This is a genomic window from Pseudomonas sp. EA_65y_Pfl1_P113, assembly GCF_963970525.1.
GTDB lineage: Bacteria > Pseudomonadota > Gammaproteobacteria > Pseudomonadales > Pseudomonadaceae > Aquipseudomonas > Aquipseudomonas tritici.
The window spans coordinates 1-463 of the sequence record NZ_CAXAQM010000524.1; the positions used below are offsets into that span (position 1 = coordinate 1).

General features: G+C 65.4%; 2 protein-coding genes. Both read right to left on the bottom strand.

All coding sequences use genetic code 11. The annotated features are described in order from the left end of the window. Positions 1-246 (bottom strand): hypothetical protein (locus AACY52_RS30885; RefSeq protein ID WP_339561477.1); only part of this gene is annotated, 246 nt, incomplete at its 3' end. A 2-nt stretch (positions 247-248) separates the two neighbouring features. Beyond that, a partial coding sequence (locus AACY52_RS30890; protein WP_339561478.1) for a hypothetical protein occupies positions 249-463 on the bottom strand: 215 nt, incomplete at its 5' end.

Genomic DNA, 463 nt, shown 5'->3' on the forward strand with positions numbered 1-463 from the left:
CCCGTCATGATCGGACCATGTGTCGACGATCAGGAAGGACTCCGTGATCGGCTGGCAGATCGTCTGCCCCGTGCCGCCCTTGCCCTCCAGCGGATAGGTCCAGACCGCAGGATCCCCGACCGCGTACATGCCGATCGCATCGGCGCAGGCGATCAGGAATTCCTTCCACTGCGCTTCCGTCAAAAGGCCGTGCAGCACGATCCCGAAGGAGCGCATCCGGCTGCCGAGCACCTCCGCCGCCGCCATCGTCAGAGATCGCCCAGATGCCGCTTGGCGGCCTTCTCGGAGATCATGCCGCGCTTGATGGCCGACTTCGCCTTCTTGCGCGTGATGGATTTTTTGGCCGCGCCCGCGGGCTCGCGTGCCGGCCTGCCCTGGTAGGCAATCGCCTTGTTCGGCGGGGCGGAGGTGGTGTCAGCCATCAGCGAGGCTCCGCAGGGATGATCGTCATGCTGTCGGGAAA